Raw genomic sequence first — 15,027 nt, 5'->3', positions numbered from 1 at the left:
AGCATTTTGTTACTTTATTCGGGGTTCATTCGTATTAAAAGTGTTAATGCCTAAAGCGTAGTTGAGGAGGTTCATTACGTGAAAGTAGCACCTGTTGCGGAAGGTGAGCGAATTCGGCAGCTAGATGGGATTAGAGGCTTTGCTCTCTTGGGGATCGTGCTAGTGAATATGCCATCATTTTTGTATCCCATCATGTTCTTGCCAGATGCAGGGATGGTCAATACCCATACGGAAATCGATGGTTGGATACGGCTTTTGTTTAACATGTTTGTACAGACGAAGTTTTACACCATCTTCTCGTTTTTGTTTGGGGTAGGCTTTTTTCTGTTTATGCATCGCGCCGAGAGCAAACAATTGCCTTATCAGAGCCTGTTTACTCGCAGATTGTTAGTGCTGCTGATGGTGGGGATGGCACATCTTGTTTTCCTCTGGTATGGAGACATTCTTCATACGTACGCCCTAGCTGGTTTTCTTCTGTTGCTGTTTTACCACAGGCAAGAAAAGACGATCAAAAGATGGGCGTGGACGCTCTTGATTGGTATGCAGGCATTGTCTGCTCTGATGCTGACCGTTCCTGAGGAACTCGTTCCTATTCCAGATCAATCACCGCTCATTCAAAAAGCTATCGATGCTTATACCAATGGGTCGATTATCGAGTGGTTGCAATTCCGCGTTGCTTACGAAATTCCAGTCGTTTTCTCCCTTGAGTTCATCGTTATCCTATCTGTTCTGCCGCTCTTTTTATTCGGATTTCTGGCAGCCAAGCGTGGAGTATTTGAGAGGACGGAAGAATTTATTCCGGCCATTCGCCGTGTATGGTTGATTGCGCTGGGCTTAAGTGCTGTGCTTGTACCGATGATTCCGTTTGTTCAATTTGGCATCGTAAAATTTCCAGCCTCGACCTCGATCGCCGTTCAGACATTTGTTACCTGGAGCGGTCTTAGCCTGTGCGCTTTTTATATCACGTCACTGCTACTTCTTTATCGGACAGAGAGCGGCAAGCGCATGCTGAAGCATTTGGAACCGGTCGGCAGAATGGCGTTGAGCAACTACTTGAGCCAAACCATCATCGCTGTATTGGTCGTGCGTGTTGGACATTTGTACGGAACACCTGGGCTGGCTCTCGGATTGGTGTTCAGCTTGGTGATTTTCACTGTGCAAATCTTCGTTAGTCACTGGTGGCTCGCCAACTATCAGTTTGGTCCTGCAGAATGGCTTTGGCGCTGTTTGACATACGGCAAATTTGTACCAATGAAACGAAAAGGAGGATCTCATGCGATTTGACACTACCATGACAATTGCTGTCGTGCTTGTGCTGACATCCTGTTATTTTTATTTGTGGAAAAGGCTTCGCTCGAAAACGTCCAGTTAATCTGGGCGTTTTTTCTGTCTTTAAAGACCAGGGGAAGGAGTAGGCGTAGGATAAAAGTGGCATGATTGGGGCAAAATTTTCCTATCTCACATACCTAGTAACAAGCAGCAGCGCTCTGACAGTAGGAAGGAGAAAGAGGATGGCTGGCAACTGGATTTCGTTTTTGATCGGCTCCTTTGTAGGATCGATAGCTGCACTCATCGTGGTGGGACTGCTTTTGATCTGTCTTTTTCGACCTCTTACCCAGTGGCTGCTCGCCAAGTTCATGAAGCGCCTCATGTCAGACCGCTATCCGGAAAATATTTTTGAGATGGTCTCCGCAATGACCAAAGTCAGTCCACGCTACGTCCTGGAGAACAGCTTGCGAGCAGCGACTGGACAAGCCATCGAGCGTCCTTTCGGAAGTCCGCGCAAGTTCTTGAACTTTGATAGCTTGATATTTTCTCCTGCACAGCTGGCCAAGATGCCTTCCAGTGAGGATACCGAAGTGAATATGCAAATCACGATTGGACCCATGGCAAAAAAGCCGTTAACCTTGGACATTCCGCTCATGGTAGGGGCAATGGGATACGGTATCGGTGTAAGTGCCGATGTGAAAATCGCGATTGCAAAGGGAACGGCCGCAGTGGGGACTTTGACGAATACGGGTGAAGGTCCGTTACTTCCGGAAGAAAGGAAATTCGCCAAACATCTTATTCTCCAATACAACTCGGGAAAGTGGGCAAAGGAGCCGGAAATTTTGCGACAGGCGGACGCCATCGAAATCCATTTTGGGCAGGGGGCGACTGCAGCTGCCGCAAGCTTTATCCCCGCTGAATATATCCAGGGAAGAGCTGCTGAAATCATGGGGGTCCAGGATGAAGAGATGATTATCATTCCTTCGCGGCATCCGGAAGTATCGAAGCCGGAGGATCTTAAGAAGCTCGTAGACAAGTTGCGCACAATAACAGACGGCGTTCCGATTGGCGTCAAAATCTGCGCCAGTGCCATTCTTGAAAAAGACCTAGAGATTGTAATCCAAGCCGGTGTAGATTTTATTAGTATCGATGGCGGACAAGCGGGGACAAAAGGTGGACCTCCAATCCTGGAGGATGATTTCGGTTTGCCGACAATTTATGCGCTGACCCGGGCGGTGCGCTATTTGAAGAAAAAAGGTGTAAAAGAACGAATTACCTTACTGTCAGGGGGCGGATATAATACTCCGGGTGAGTGCTTGAAAGCTATTGCTTTGGGAGCAGATGGCATATTTATGGGGACGGCTGTTTTGTGGGCGATGACTCATGATCAGGTGACAAAAGCAATACCGTGGGAACCACCGACAGAGCTGACCACCTATCCAGGGAGCTTGAAAAACAAATTTGACCCCGATTCAGCCACGAAATACTTGGCTAACTTTTTTCTTTCGTTTGTGGATGAGATGGAAATTGCCATCCTCGCTCTGGGGAAAACGTCTCTTCATGAAGTTACCGCTGCGGATCTCGTCTCTCTCGATGAGATGACGAGCAAAGTGACGAAAGTACCCCTTGCCTATCATTCATCCTCTTCCAGTTAAATCGCTTGATCGACGTACGAATGGGAGGGATTCGTATCGAACAGAGGATTATCCAAATTAAGTCAGCCGCACAGTATCACGGATGGACCATGACGCAGACGTGGGAGCATCTTCTTTTTTTACATTGGGCGATTTCTCCAGCGTCTATCAAAGCGCTCATTCCAGCAGGACTTGAGCTCGATACTTACGATGGCAAGGCATGGATCAGTATTATCCCGTTTTTGCTGAGTGGCGTGCGTTTGAATCGGATGCCATCCGTACCATTCACGACGACTTTCCCTGAAATCAATGTCCGAACGTATGTGAAGGCGAAAGGGAAGACGGGCGTGTATTTTCTTTCACTGGATACGTCGAATCCGCTAGTGATCAAGATTGCGAAATTTTGGTACCGACTGCCTTATTATCGGGCCCAAATGGCTTTTCATCACCAAGGGGATCGGATCGATTTTACCTCTCGACGTCTATCTGGTCTACCTCAGTCTCCCTCGTTCGAAGGCAGCTACCAGCCTCTCACTGACAGATTTTTCGCCAAAGAGGGAACGCTGATGCATTGGCTGACGGAGCGATACACACTCTTTTGCAGGTGTAACAGAACGAAGCAAATGATGTATGCGGATGTGGTGCACGAGCCGTGGCAGCTACAGGAGGCAGCCTTTCATATTCGTGAAAACGCGATGACCGAAAACCTGTCAATCCCACTCACGGATTCTCCGCATCTAGCACTGTATTCACGTGGGGTACAAAGTCTTGTTTGGCCGATTCGAAGTCTAGCGGATCTATCTTCGAATCAAGGTGGATAGTAGTGACTGATACCAGTACAAAAGGGTATCAGTCTTTTTGATTTGAGACTTGCCAGACTGACTTTTGGTCGGTAAGATGGGAGGTAGCACTTTTTTTCGTAAAAACAGGAAGGAACTGGTATTTGGTTATGGCTCGAAAAGAACGAATTGGTGAGTTGGAACTGATCCGGGCCTTTGCATTTTTGGCTGTGGTTTATCAGCATGTCATTGGTGTGTATATCCGTGAGCCGGGACTGACAGAGCACGTGTTGATCGTCTACGGAATGTTGTTTCATTTGCTAAAATTCGCTGTACCAGCATTCATTTTCATCACGGGTCTTGTTTTGTTTTACAACTACTCCGAAAAAGTGAACTATATTTCCTTCACGCGTAAACGGATAACGGAGATTTTGGTTCCGTATGGAATATGGTCGGTGGTCTATCTTTACTTGATGGAGAAGCCTTTGGGTGAGGGAGCTGCGTTCGTCTGGAATGTAAGCAAAAATTTCCTGACAGGGACGTCCTCGTATCATCTGTGGTTCGTCGTGATGATTTTTCAGTTCTATCTTTTGTATCCGTTTTGGCAAAGAGTATTTGAACTTTTCCGCAGATTTGTGACCAGCCGCTTCCGTCTCGTTGTCGCTCTTGGTGTCTCCGGATTGGTTTATGGGGGCCTCATGTGGTTCTCAGCGCGGTACATCCCGGCGCACGGTTTCCGTTTCGATCTGAATTGGCTCGATACGTATTTCATCAAATACCGCGATCGAAATGCATTCTATTATTTCTATTACTTTTTGTTCGGTGGCTTGGTTGCCTTCACGCTGCCTGCATTTCGTGCAATTCTGAAAAAATACTGGCAATGGATCATTGTTTCGGTCGGTGTCCTGTACGTAGTTATTGGCTATGAACTTTTGCGTAATTCAGGGCAAGGCAAGATCGATTTAAACGTAGCGACATCCTTGAAACCGTCCATGTTCCTCTATACGATGGCTTGCTTACTGGCTGTGTACGCTCTCTGCTTATGGATGAGCAAAAAGCAGTCCAAATGGACGCATTGGCTAGGACTCCTCGGGAAATATTCGTACGGAGCTTATTTGATTCATGCGCTGATCTTGACGTACTTGATGAAGATTTTGCGTGAGCTTCAGCTTTTTCACACGGGCGTGTGGGGAAGTATGGTAGCATTCGTCTTGTGTGCCATTCTTTCTTTTGCTATATCATATGGGCTGGGAAAACTGCCGTTTGGTACTTGGCTGGTGGGGGCAGCAGAGAAAAAGACAAAGAAGATCCCGTCAACTCAAAAAGAATGGCAAAACGCAGGTTAATCGCAAGCAGTTTGGCGAGATGTAGAGAAATGCAGGAGGTTGAAGGGAGAAGCGAGTCATCATGCTGTTAGCTTACATTCAGTTAGCCTTGGCTATGGCTTTAGTCGGAAGCAACATCTCCATCGGTAAAGAAATTGTTTCCCATGTTCCGGTGTTTTTGTTTTCGGAGCTGCGCTTTTTGCTCGCGATCGTCATCCTATTGCCACTGCTGGCTATGCGTGGGGAATGGAAAACGTCTTGGAGCCGTGAGGAAGGCAAGGTGTTATTCTGGCAGTCGTTTTTCGGCGTGTTTCTGTTTAGTATTTGCATGCTGTACGGCGTTCAGTGGACGACCGCTACTGCAGCCGGTATCATTACGAGTACGGTACCTGCCTGCATCGCTTTGTTTTCATTCTGGATTCTCAAGGAAAAATTACACGCTAACAGCTTAGTGGCGATCGGCCTTTCAGTGGGCGGCATTGGCTTCATTACATTCACAGGAAGCGGCGGGGAGCAAAACTGGATAAGCATGCTGGGCAATCTGCTCGTATTTTTTGCGGTCGTCAGCGAAGCGCTCTTCACGATTTTCGCCAAAAGACTTTCTGGGAAAATTACGCCTTTCCAAATGACGGCCGCGATAAATGTCATCAGCTTTGTCTTGTTTCTCCCGTTTGCGATTTGGGAAAGCTTGCGGTTTGATTGGAGCGCCGTACCTGCAAATGTATGGTGGCTTCTTGTGTACTATGCGTTTACGGCAAGCATCTTATCCTTCTTTCTCTGGTACAAAGGAGTGGAGAAGGTGGAGGCTTCGAAAGCTGGCTTGTTCACCGGAATGATGCCGATAAGTGCTGCTCTCGTGGCTGTCTTTTTCTTGAACGAAGCATTTACTTGGATGCATGGAGCGGGAATGATTCTTGTGCTCGCCTCCATTTTTATCGGTACACAGCAGCCGCGGCGTATGCGTTCGTCAATGGAAAGCTAATAGAAATAGCATGATAGAAAGGTCTCGGAAACCCTCGCATTTACACTTTGTGAGTATCCGGGGCTTTTTTTGAAAGAAAACGAAAAGCGCCCTGACACGAGGCCAAGACGCTTTTGCAATAGTGGTAGTTACATTTATTTGGTTAATGCATTTTCCAAATCTTTTACACCGCTGTAGACCAATTCGAACAAGTCAGCAATGTTTTCTTCTTCAATGCAAGAGAAGGCAATGCGCAGATCGGTTTGACCGAGAGCGATCGTACCGACGCCATACTGTTCCAGCAAGTGCTGGCGCAATGTTTCCGCTTCGACAGTCTTTAGCTTGAGGCACATGAAGTAGCCGGAGTTGAATGGATAGTAAGTCCACACGTCATTGTATTTTCCGGTGTCGAGCACTTCCTTGACACGGTTGGCACGGCCTTTCATGATATCGAATTTCTCCTGCTTCTGTGCTTTATACTCCGGAGCAGTGATTGCGTGCAGTACGAACGTTTGGGAAGGATGCGATCCGCTGGAAAGAGTCGCGCGGATGATTCCCATTGTCTTTTGCTCCAAAGCGCTGAGCAAGTCGCTGGATGGAGATGCATACGTAATGAATCCAACACGGAAGCCCCATACGTAATCTTCTTTGGTAGCGCCATCTACTTTTACAGGCAGAATGCGCGGGTGAACGTCGCACAGGCTAGCGAAGAGAGATTCGTGCATTGAGTCCTCGAAGAACAAGCCGAAGTACGCGTCATCCGTCACCGCGACAATGTTGATTCCAGCTTCAGCGCCTTCTTTGAGTGCAGCGACGATTTGTTTTCCTTCCTCTGGACCTGGTGTATAGCCAGTTGGGTTATTCGGGAAGTTGAGTACGACGATGGCTTTGCCTTTGTCTTTTTGTGCGAGAATGGCATCACGCAAAGCAGAAGCATTAAATTTCATCTCGTCGTTATACAATGGGTAGTAGACCATTTCCGCACCACGGCGGATCGAAAAGGTAAGCTCGTAGTTTTCCCAGTTTTTGTCTGGGATGATGACACTGTCGCCGCTGTCAGCGAACAAGTCAGATACGATGCTCAGGCCATGCGTCAATGCGTTTGTAACGATGGGGTTGCTAAAGGTATGGTTAGCCAGTGAAGGCTGTTCCTCGATCATTTTTTTACGCCATGCTGCACGCAGCTCAGGCTTTCCTGCTGGGGGAGCATATTCGTAAATATCTTTTGGCTGGTAAGCAGACAGATTATCCTGGATGACCTTAAGATGCATCGGTTGACCGTTTTCCAGTGCAATCCCGATGGTTGCGTTGTACTTTTTCGCTTTTGCTTTCGCTTCTGCCGACTGGCTGAGAATCCCCTCTTTTGGGAAATAAATCAGCTTGGCGATATTGGACAGCATTTCATATACGTGTGGGTTTTCGCGTTGGATAGTTTCGTTCAGCGTTGATGCTAATGAATGCATGGTAGCCTCCCTTTTCATATACAAACATTCTATCTTTACCAATAAAGATAGCGTATCTACATGCATTTGTCACCCTTGCCCAGTGGGATATTTCAGATTTTGCAAGGTTCCTTTTGACAGCGGCGACCTGATTTGCTACTTTGAAATCGAAAACTGAGTAATGCGGGAGGGAGAAGGAAATGGCTGAACGCACGATCGTTCGCCTGGGAGACCCTATCTTGCGTGAAACTTCAAAAAGAGTACCATCCATTACTCCACAGGTTGAAAAGATTTTGGATGATATGGCCCAAACGATTTACGCTGCGAAAGGTCGAGCAGGCTTGTCTGCGATCCAGATTGGCATCCCGAAGCGTTTAGTTGTGATGGATTGCGGCAGCGGCTTGATTGAACTGATCAATCCGGTGTTGATGGAAAAATCAGGTGAGCAGGTAGGGCAAGAAGCTTGTCTTTCGATACCGGGTGTTTTTGGAATCGTTCGTCGGGCGAATTATGTCAAAGTTCAGACGTTGAACCGGCAAGGAGAAACAAAGACAATCGAAGCGGAAGATTTCCTTGCTCGGTGTATTCAGCACGAGATGGACCATTTGGAAGGAATTTTGTTTATTGATCATACGGAAGAGATTTATTCGGCAAAAACGGGAAAGAAATTGAATTACGAGGATTTACACCGGATACATGCTAAACGTAGAAAAAAGCGTGGGAAATAAACAGAGCATAAACAGCAAGGAGATTAACTCATGAAGCGTTGGAATATTATGTTGACAGGCTTTGGAACAGTAGGACAGCAGGTAGCCAGACTGCTGGAGCAGCGACGGGAGCGGTACCGCGAGCTTTATCAAGCGGATGTCAGACTAGTCGGAGTCGTTCGTTCTACTTCCGGTCTCTACGATGAGAACGGTATTGATTCAGGAAGATGGGAAGACTATGCTCATACAAAACAAGCAAGGAATCCATCATGGAATGCGCTGGAATTTATCAAGTCGGTTCAAGCGGATGTGCTCATCGAGGCTGGTCCATCTGAAAAAGAGGGAGGGCCAGGACTTATTTTTATTCGATATGCATTGGAAAATGCTATCCATGCAATCGCGATTTCAAAAGGCGCGCTTGTTGTCGATTATGCTGGCTTAGCCGCTCTAGCCAAAAAACATGGCGTCGCGTTGAAAGTGAGTGGGGCAACAGCAGCTGCTCTACCGACGATCGATCTATTGCAATATAACTTGGCAGGCTGTGAAGTGAAGCGAGTCGAAGGCATTTTTACGGGAACGACTAACTTCGTGCTCACAAAAATGATGGAAGAGGGGCTCACCTGTGGTGAAACAGTCGAGCTCGCGCAGAAAATGGGGATTGCCGAACCGGACCCTTCTTACGATATCGATGGTTGGGATACAGCTTCGAAGCTCACGATCTTGGCAAACGCCGCTTTTGGCGCGCAAGTAAATCTGACCGATGTCACACGCGCAAGTATTCGCGAAATAACCTCGTTACAAATCGAGACGTGGAAAAAGCAGACGAAGATTCCCAAGCTGATCGGAAGCATCCAAAAGGAAGTGAATGGCACGGTTTCTGTAGCAGTGGAGCTGTGTGCAGTAGACCTTACCCATCCATTTGCATCTGTATCAGGTACGACAAAAGCCATACGGGTAGAAACAGATGTCATGGGGGATTTATTGGTCGTTGGAGGAAAATCAGATCCTGTCGCAGCAGCAGCGGCTGCCTTAAAAGACCTTGAACATATCATTAGCAGATAGGCTCATTTGCATGTGCTTCCAGTGTTCCTTAGGAATGAGTCGTTTACAACCGCGAGCATACTAGGGGTGCACCACAAAAAAACGGCAAGGGGGCCATACGGATGAACCAATCGTCTGATGTCAATGCCGAGCTGCAGCAAGTATCTGCTTACCCAACCAAGCAAAAAATGAATCAAAAGGACGTCGCTTTGGTAAATGAGCAGGAGAGCTGCTGTTGTACCCCTAAAAAGCAGGCATCCGAAGCACAGCAGGAATAATGCCTACACGAAAAAGCCGGGTCTCGATTAAGAGACACCGGCTTTTCGTTTCATGCTATGCGTTCTATCCGATAAATTCTTGTACCCAGTAGCCATTTGTGAAGCCTACACCAATTTTTGTGAACGCAGGGTTCATAATGTTTTGGCGGTGGCCTTCACTGTTCATCCATTGTTGCATAACTTCTTGTGGACTTTGTTGACCCATGGCGATATTCTCACCTGCAGTCGAGTACTGAATGCCATACTGTTTCATCATGTCAAATGGGGAACCGTACGTTGGACTGTTGTGGTCAAAATAGTTGTTAGCAGACATATCTTGTGCTTTTGCCAACGCTACTTTGGACAGTGCTGCATCCATTTGAACAGGCTTGAGACCTGCTTTTGCACGTTCTTGGTTCACCAAATCCGCGACTTGTCTTTCAAAATCACCCGTTTTTCCTTGTTCCACTTGAGTTGCTGGAGCGGCAGGCTGAGCGACGTTTTTGCTAGGTTGCGCTGGTGCAGCTTGAACTGGTGCTGGTTGGACCGGTGTTTGTTGCACCGGCTTTGCAGGTTGCATCGGTGTCATTGGCTGTTGTACTGGCATTTGTTGTCCAGGGGCAAAGCCTTGTTTTTGTTGAAAGAAGTTCCAAAATTGCTGGGAATTTGGAGCTTTTTGGAATTGTGGCATATAATATTGGAATTGTCCGCCAGGAACAGGGCAATTAGAAGCAGCCGAAGCAGAAGTAGCAAACCCTGTCAAAGCCAAGCCCAGACCAAGAGTCATCGCGATTGTAACAGAACCAAAACGTTTCATTAAACAAATCTCTCCTTTTTTTTGCCTACGAGGTTAGTTGTCGGATTCGGATTGAGGAAACAACCCTACGCCAGTTCGGCGATTCACCCCAATGTGGCATATCTCATCCACAAAAAAGTCCCCCGCACTTCCTTTTCAAGAGGAAGTCTCGGCTTATTTCGTTTGGCATGAACAACGATATCAGACAATCCCAATCGAAATAAAGGAGTAATATATGGCAAATAGCTGAAAGCGTTGTTAAATAAGGCTCATTTCGATTCGTTTGATTGTTCCTTCCATGCGGTTATACCGCCTTCCAATGCATTTGCTTGAAAACCATGCTCACGAAGAAGAGCGGCAGCTTTTTGCGCTTTGTTACCTGTTGTACATACAGTAACAATTTGCACATTTTGCGCAAGTTTCTCGGTTTCTTCATCGAATGGCTTGTCCTGTTCCTTCATTAGAAGATAGGGGGCGTTACGTGTCGATGCGTTTTCATGAACGAGGCTGCCAGAAATAAATTTTTCGGCGTCGCGTACGTCCAATAAAAGTACGGGCACTTTCTTTTGAAGCAATTCGGATAATTTAATGGTTGTCAAAGTATGATTTTGCAATGAAATCCCTCCCAATGCTATTGTAACAGAGTACCGCCATCTCCAGTATAAGGGTGAACGGTTGCTTTTATTGGACAACCATGGTAGAATGAGGTTGCTACTTGAAAAATTGATACCTAATCATTCATCGAGGTGTTTGTATGCTGATGGATAACATTTTTGAATCCCCGATTCACACTGGCGCGGTCATCGGAGCCGCAAGGATGGAAGAGAGGAAGGGCTTTCATTGTTTTAGGTTTTCAAAAGGTTTAGTTTTTAATTTTGCAGTTCCGTCCCCTGACATTTGTATATTTGCTGAGTAGGTAAAATTCACATATCATGAAGGCGTATCATAGCACATGATCTGGTATTTCTTCATGATATGTGAGCTTTATTTGCTTCGGTAAATATGACTAGCATATTCAAATTGAATTTTTGGAGGTTTTTTTAAATGCAAACGAACGGAACAGTAAAATGGTTTAACGCAGAAAAAGGTTTCGGTTTCATTCAAGTAGAAGGCGGAGACGATGTATTCGTACACTTCAGCGCAATCCAAGGTGACGGTTTCAAAACTTTGGACGAAGGTCAAAAAGTTCAGTTCAACATCGTTCAAGGCAACCGTGGCCCACAAGCTGAGAACGTAGTAAAACTGTAAGTCTCCTTTTAAAAGAAACTGTCCTTTCGAGGGCAGTTTTTTTGTCGTGGTCATAAAAGTAAAAAGGCGTTGGGATAGTCCCCAGCGCCTTTTCCTGCATGCGAATGGTTTAAAAAAGGAACTATGGCGTCCCACCATAATTCCTCATTTTCTTCCTACAAAATAGTTAAATACAAGTTTCGATTTCGACAGTTTGGAATTGACTGTCAAGAACTGAAAGACCGACCACTTGACCGCCGCCGATGGAAGTACGGCCATAAGTGGTGAGAAGGACATTTCCGTTGTTTTCTGCTACGGTAAGGCGAACTTCATAGTGGAAAGAAGCGGGGACCAGCGCATTGAAAGCAGTGCGAGTATTCGCAGGGATAAATTGCGTGATGTCAAGCAAGGTGCTAACTGGATTCGTTTGCGTAACTGCGTTACCCCAGTTCAATACTTGCACACGTACTTCAACTTCTTCTGTGTTCAGATTTACCAGGTCGAGGTGAGCAGTGAGAGCAACAGCGAGGTTGTTTTGCAAAATACCAGTCGTTCTCACAGTATTTCTTTTTGGGCGTCTGTGACTTCTTTTTTCCGTAACACCTTGATCGTCGTCGTATTCGATTTCAGACATCCATGTTCACTCCATTCTTGTGTAAACTAGTGGGACAATAATACGATATTGTTTCTTGCCTTGATTTGTAACGGCGAACGTAAGGGGACGAGTAACTATTTTTGATAGAGGATGGTGGAGGATTTGGGAGAAACGCCTGTATGCAAACAACTAGACTATACGGCACGATTTGATTGGGGATACGAAGGAGTGGAACAGGTCGGTGCAGCATCGGATATAATCGTCATTATCGATGTGCTCTCCTTCAGCACGTGTGTCGATATCGTAACGGGACGTGGAGGCATCGTCTATCCTTATCAGGTAAAGGATGAGTCAGCCGTAGCATTCGCTAAACAAAAAACAGCGCTGCTCGCTGGAAAACGCGGAGAACCAATCTCACTTTCACCCGTCTGTCTGAAAACGGTTCCGATGGGAAGTAGAATGGTGTTACCCTCGCCAAACGGATCGACCTGTACCGTGTTGGCAAAGAAAACTGGTGCGAAGGTAATCGCTGCGTGCTTGCGAAATGCACCATCCGTCGCCAGATACATACAGCAGCAGAAAGGAACCGTAACGGTCATTGCTTGCGGAGAACGGTGGGGAAATGGAGCATTGCGGCCGGCTATTGAGGATATGATTGCGGCAGGTGCGCTGCTTTACGGATTGGAGGGATATCGATTGTCACCAGAGGCCGAAATGGCGGTGGCAGCCTTCCGATCGGCCAAAGATCATCTTCCCGCTTACTTGCAGAAATGTGCTTCCGGCCAAGAACTGATCAGCATGGGGTACCCGGAAGATGTCGCACTTGCAGCGGAATGGAATCAGAGCTGCACGGTTCCCGTGCTTAACGATGATTTTGCTTACGAAGCTATTTAGTCTATTCGCATAAAGAATCCCTCATTCGGTAACCATGGTTATGAACCACACATGAGAAAAACTGGACAGGGAGGATTCATATGGATGACAACAGCAAGTCCATTAACCAGTCAGAAGAAAATATCCTGACGAATCGCCAAGGCCATCCGATTACAGACAACCAGAACCTGCGGACCGTTGGAAATCGCGGGCCAACCGTTCTGGAGAATTACGACTTTCTGGAAAAAATCACACATTTTGATCGGGAGAAAACACCTGAGCGTGTCGTGCATAGCCGAGGTGCAGGAGCACATGGCTATTTTGAAGCGTATGGAACCGTAGGAGATGAGCCGATTTCTACGTATACGAGGGCGAAGCTGTTTTCGGAGCGGGGGCAAAAAACGCCTGTGTTTGTACGGTTTTCTACGGTTATTCATGGCACACATTCACCCGAGACATTGCGCGATCCCCGTGGGTTTGCGGTGAAGTTTTATACAGAGGACGGGAACTGGGATCTGGTTGGTAATAACCTCAAAGTTTTTTTTATTCGGGATGCCATGAAGTTTCCTGATCTTGTACATGCGTTCAAGCCTGATCCTGTCACAAACATTCAAGACGTGGAACGGATCTTTGACTTTATCTCGAACACGCCTGAGGCCATGCATATGATCACGTTTTTGTTCTCCCCGTGGGGAATACCAGCGAACTATCGGCAAATGCAAGGCTCTGGCGTAAACACGTACAAGTGGGTAAACCACGAAGGAAAAGCGGTCCTGGTCAAATACCATTGGCAGCCATTAACGCAAGGGATTAAAAATTTGACACAAAAACAGGCGGAAGAGATCCAAGGGAAAAACTTTAATCATGCCACACAAGACTTGTATGAAGCGATTGAGCGAGGAGAATATCCGGAGTGGGAAATGTGCGTCCAGATCATGAGTGATGACGATCACCCAGAGCTCGATTTTGATCCGCTTGATCCAACGAAAATATGGCCCGAAGATCAATTCCCGTTTCTTCCTGTAGGTAAAATGGTATTGAATAAAAACCCGGATAACTATTTTGCAGAGGTCGAGCAAGCAGCTTTTGGGACAGGTGTTTTAGTGGATGGACTTGATTTTTCTGATGACAAGCTACTGCAAGGAAGGACCTTCTCCTACTCTGACACGCAACGTTATCGGGTTGGCTCCAACTATTTGCAGCTTCCGGTCAACGCTCCCAAAAACCATGTCGCTACCAACCAGGAAGGCGGTCAAATGCTGTACCGTGTAGATCGGACGCAGAGGCATATTAACTATGAGCCATCGACGATTGGCGGATTGCAGGAAGCCAAGCAAGCAGCTCCTGATCATCAGCCAGAAGTGGTAGGGAAGGTCGTACGTCAAAAGATTGATCGCACCAACGATTTCAAACAGGCGGGAGAACGTTATCGCCTCTTGGAAGACTGGGAAAGAGAAGACCTCATAGTCAATCTGACGGATGCACTCCTCTCCTGTGATCGTCGCATTCAAGAGAAAATGCTTGGCTACTTCTCGCAATGTGACGAAGAGTACGGCCAGCGTTTGAAAGCTGGAATCGCTCAAGGCAATGGCGGAAACAGCAAAGAGATGGGCGGGCCGATGGGCGCAACGAATCCCGGAGCGGCAGTCAAGGAAGCCGAACAGAAGTCCCGTCCGTCTAAGCCTTACTGATGACCCGAGTCAACAACAAGACTGAAAGCACAGACGAGCTTTGCCGAATTCATGGTAAAGCTCTTTTTTGTATCCGGTTGCCATTTGACTTAACAATCACATTCTCCCATTTTTTCACCGTTACGGATTTTACAGCTGACAATTTCGCGGAACTCCTTATCGAAACTGGGTTGAAGCTATTGCCGAGCGAGGAAGAGGATTATGCCTTTTTACGTGTCTTCAATCAATTTCTGCTATCTGTCAGTCAAAAAGAGAAGTACCGTGACAAGCTGCGGCTGATGCAAGAGGATTTTTTGCAGGGCTTTACCTCCTTATTGGAGCGAGGGAATGAGCTAGACCAGAGGGATATCTGGACTGAAACAGTGAGAAGCGTACTAAAGTAATCGAAAAAACAGTGACGCAATTCGATTTTCCAGCGTCTTACAATTGG

16 protein-coding genes and 1 riboswitch are annotated in these 15,027 nt (G+C 46.8%); of the genes, 12 read left to right on the top strand and 4 right to left on the bottom strand.

All coding sequences use genetic code 11. The features are described from left to right. The first annotated feature begins 78 nt into the window (after positions 1-78). The 5 genes from ACFVS2_RS05090 (at position 79) to ACFVS2_RS05070 (ending at position 5,989) form a co-directional block, all read left to right on the top strand. Complete coding sequence (locus ACFVS2_RS05090) at positions 79-1,284, top strand: DUF418 domain-containing protein (RefSeq protein WP_390231740.1); 1,206 nt, start codon at positions 79-81, stop codon at positions 1,282-1,284. 227 nt (positions 1,285-1,511) lie between these two features. Continuing rightward, entirely contained in the window at positions 1,512-2,924 is a 1,413-nt protein-coding gene (locus ACFVS2_RS05085) for an FMN-binding glutamate synthase family protein (protein ID WP_390231737.1), read from the top strand. Between the two features lie 89 nt (positions 2,925-3,013). Continuing rightward, positions 3,014-3,724 (top strand): YqjF family protein, encoded by a 711-nt coding sequence (locus tag ACFVS2_RS05080; protein WP_390231734.1) that lies wholly within the window; start codon positions 3,014-3,016, stop codon positions 3,722-3,724. Between the two features lie 128 nt (positions 3,725-3,852). Further along, positions 3,853-5,028 carry an acyltransferase gene (locus ACFVS2_RS05075; protein ID WP_390232420.1) on the top strand — a complete coding sequence of 392 codons (1,176 nt, stop codon included), beginning with the start codon at positions 3,853-3,855 and terminating at the stop codon, positions 5,026-5,028. A gap of 61 nt (positions 5,029-5,089) precedes the next feature. Continuing rightward, on the top strand, positions 5,090-5,989 hold the full coding sequence (locus ACFVS2_RS05070; protein WP_390231731.1) for a DMT family transporter: 900 nt from the start codon (positions 5,090-5,092) through the stop codon (positions 5,987-5,989). Positions 5,990-6,123: 134 nt separating this feature from the next. On the opposite strand, the gene ACFVS2_RS05065 is transcribed toward ACFVS2_RS05070, so the two are convergent. Next, positions 6,124-7,431, bottom strand: coding sequence for an aminotransferase class I/II-fold pyridoxal phosphate-dependent enzyme (locus ACFVS2_RS05065; protein ID WP_173619387.1), 1,308 nt, complete (start codon positions 7,429-7,431; stop codon positions 6,124-6,126). 179 nt (positions 7,432-7,610) lie between these two features. Here ACFVS2_RS05065 and def point away from each other — a divergent pair, with 179 nt between their 5' ends. From def to ACFVS2_RS05050, 3 genes are all read left to right on the top strand, one after another. Next, on the top strand, positions 7,611-8,138 hold the full coding sequence (def, locus tag ACFVS2_RS05060) for a peptide deformylase (RefSeq protein WP_390231728.1): 528 nt from the start codon (positions 7,611-7,613) through the stop codon (positions 8,136-8,138). A gap of 30 nt (positions 8,139-8,168) precedes the next feature. Further along, positions 8,169-9,179 carry a homoserine dehydrogenase gene (locus ACFVS2_RS05055; RefSeq protein WP_390231725.1) on the top strand — a complete coding sequence of 337 codons (1,011 nt, stop codon included), beginning with the start codon at positions 8,169-8,171 and terminating at the stop codon, positions 9,177-9,179. Between the two features lie 101 nt (positions 9,180-9,280). Further along, positions 9,281-9,436: a hypothetical protein gene (locus ACFVS2_RS05050; protein ID WP_390231722.1), complete on the top strand. Its 156-nt coding sequence runs from the start codon at positions 9,281-9,283 to the stop codon at positions 9,434-9,436. A 64-nt stretch (positions 9,437-9,500) separates the two neighbouring features. On the opposite strand, the gene ACFVS2_RS05045 is transcribed toward ACFVS2_RS05050, so the two are convergent. Both ACFVS2_RS05045 and ACFVS2_RS05040 read right to left on the bottom strand, forming a co-directional pair. Then, positions 9,501-10,232, bottom strand: coding sequence for a CAP domain-containing protein (locus tag ACFVS2_RS05045; RefSeq protein WP_390231719.1), 732 nt, complete (start codon positions 10,230-10,232; stop codon positions 9,501-9,503). Positions 10,233-10,239: 7 nt separating this feature from the next. After that, positions 10,240-10,396: riboswitch (cyclic di-AMP (ydaO/yuaA leader) on the bottom strand. Between the two features lie 84 nt (positions 10,397-10,480). Beyond that, on the bottom strand, positions 10,481-10,825 hold the full coding sequence (locus ACFVS2_RS05040; protein ID WP_390231716.1) for a rhodanese-like domain-containing protein: 345 nt from the start codon (positions 10,823-10,825) through the stop codon (positions 10,481-10,483). A gap of 430 nt (positions 10,826-11,255) precedes the next feature. Here ACFVS2_RS05040 and ACFVS2_RS05035 point away from each other — a divergent pair, with 430 nt between their 5' ends. After that, entirely contained in the window at positions 11,256-11,459 is a 204-nt protein-coding gene (locus ACFVS2_RS05035) for a cold-shock protein (protein ID WP_007729289.1), read from the top strand. A gap of 166 nt (positions 11,460-11,625) precedes the next feature. On the opposite strand, the gene ACFVS2_RS05030 is transcribed toward ACFVS2_RS05035, so the two are convergent. After that, positions 11,626-12,072, bottom strand: a complete 447-nt coding sequence (locus ACFVS2_RS05030) for a hypothetical protein (RefSeq protein WP_390231713.1) — start codon at positions 12,070-12,072, stop codon at positions 11,626-11,628. Positions 12,073-12,186: 114 nt separating this feature from the next. Here ACFVS2_RS05030 and ACFVS2_RS05025 point away from each other — a divergent pair, with 114 nt between their 5' ends. The 3 genes from ACFVS2_RS05025 (at position 12,187) to ACFVS2_RS05015 (ending at position 14,980) form a co-directional block, all read left to right on the top strand. After that, complete coding sequence (locus ACFVS2_RS05025) at positions 12,187-12,927, top strand: 2-phosphosulfolactate phosphatase (RefSeq protein WP_390231711.1); 741 nt, start codon at positions 12,187-12,189, stop codon at positions 12,925-12,927. Between the two features lie 80 nt (positions 12,928-13,007). Next, a complete protein-coding gene (locus ACFVS2_RS05020; protein WP_390231708.1) occupies positions 13,008-14,597 on the top strand; it encodes a catalase in 1,590 nt (529 codons plus the stop codon). Then, positions 14,597-14,980 carry a hypothetical protein gene (locus ACFVS2_RS05015; protein ID WP_390231705.1) on the top strand — a complete coding sequence of 128 codons (384 nt, stop codon included), beginning with the start codon at positions 14,597-14,599 and terminating at the stop codon, positions 14,978-14,980. The genes ACFVS2_RS05020 and ACFVS2_RS05015 overlap by 1 nt, the downstream gene beginning before the upstream one ends. The last annotated feature ends 47 nt before the right edge of the window (positions 14,981-15,027 follow it).

It is taken from the genome of Brevibacillus sp. NPDC058079, assembly GCF_042885155.1.
Classification (GTDB): Bacteria; Bacillota; Bacilli; order Brevibacillales; family Brevibacillaceae; genus Brevibacillus.
This window is presented reverse-complemented; position numbering and strand designations above follow the sequence as displayed.

Excerpts from the sequence above, each read along its gene's own strand:
- ACFVS2_RS05085 (WP_390231737.1), top strand. The coding sequence starts at position 1,512 with ATGGCTGGCAACTGGATTTCGTTTTTGATCGGCTCCTTTGTAGGATCG.
- ACFVS2_RS05080 (WP_390231734.1), top strand. The coding sequence starts at position 3,014 with ATGACGCAGACGTGGGAGCATCTTCTTTTTTTACATTGGGCGATTTCT.
- ACFVS2_RS05075 (WP_390232420.1), top strand. The coding sequence starts at position 3,853 with ATGGCTCGAAAAGAACGAATTGGTGAGTTGGAACTGATCCGGGCCTTT.
- ACFVS2_RS05070 (WP_390231731.1), top strand. The coding sequence starts at position 5,090 with ATGCTGTTAGCTTACATTCAGTTAGCCTTGGCTATGGCTTTAGTCGGA.
- ACFVS2_RS05065 (WP_173619387.1), bottom strand. The coding sequence starts at position 7,431 with ATGCATTCATTAGCATCAACGCTGAACGAAACTATCCAACGCGAAAAC.
- def (WP_390231728.1), top strand. The coding sequence starts at position 7,611 with ATGGCTGAACGCACGATCGTTCGCCTGGGAGACCCTATCTTGCGTGAA.
- ACFVS2_RS05055 (WP_390231725.1), top strand. The coding sequence starts at position 8,169 with ATGAAGCGTTGGAATATTATGTTGACAGGCTTTGGAACAGTAGGACAG.
- ACFVS2_RS05050 (WP_390231722.1), top strand. The coding sequence starts at position 9,281 with ATGAACCAATCGTCTGATGTCAATGCCGAGCTGCAGCAAGTATCTGCT.
- ACFVS2_RS05045 (WP_390231719.1), bottom strand. The coding sequence starts at position 10,232 with ATGAAACGTTTTGGTTCTGTTACAATCGCGATGACTCTTGGTCTGGGC.
- ACFVS2_RS05035 (WP_007729289.1), top strand. The coding sequence starts at position 11,256 with ATGCAAACGAACGGAACAGTAAAATGGTTTAACGCAGAAAAAGGTTTC.
- ACFVS2_RS05030 (WP_390231713.1), bottom strand. The coding sequence starts at position 12,072 with ATGTCTGAAATCGAATACGACGACGATCAAGGTGTTACGGAAAAAAGA.
- ACFVS2_RS05020 (WP_390231708.1), top strand. The coding sequence starts at position 13,008 with ATGGATGACAACAGCAAGTCCATTAACCAGTCAGAAGAAAATATCCTG.
- ACFVS2_RS05015 (WP_390231705.1), top strand. The coding sequence starts at position 14,597 with ATGACCCGAGTCAACAACAAGACTGAAAGCACAGACGAGCTTTGCCGA.